General features: G+C 46.3%; 1 protein-coding gene. It reads right to left on the bottom strand.

Going from position 1 to position 378, the window contains the following annotated elements:
* Positions 1 to 378 (bottom strand): UDP-N-acetylglucosamine--N-acetylmuramyl-(pentapeptide) pyrophosphoryl-undecaprenol N-acetylglucosamine transferase (locus HC175_RS20385; protein WP_209310148.1); only part of this gene is annotated, 378 nt, incomplete at both ends.

Here is a 378-nt window from a genome sequence, read left to right as displayed (position 1 = left end):
AAGCAGATCCTGCCGCACAGGATTTCCTGTTAGCACGATCTTTTCTGAAGGAAAAAACCGCTCCATGTCGGGGTAGGCAGTACAAATGGTATTTGCACCTTTTGCCAGTAATTTATTGGTAATTCCGGGATAGGAATTCTGCTCCTGGATCAAAGTGGGGATATTTTCCCTGTTTGCCATTTGCAGTAAAGGTCCGCTGGCAAATCCACCGGTCCCTATCACCACATCCGGCTGAAATTTCTTTATAATATCCCGCGCTTTCCACAAGCTCTTCACAAGCTTAACAGGAAAAAGCAGGTTTTTAGCAGTAAGCCTGCGCTGAATTCCGCTTATCCACAGGCCTTCGATCTTGTAACCGGCTTCGGGAACTTTTTGCAT

It is taken from the genome of Salinimicrobium oceani, assembly GCF_012037645.1.
Note: the sequence above shows the minus strand (reverse complement) of the source record. Positions and strands in the feature narration are given on the sequence as shown.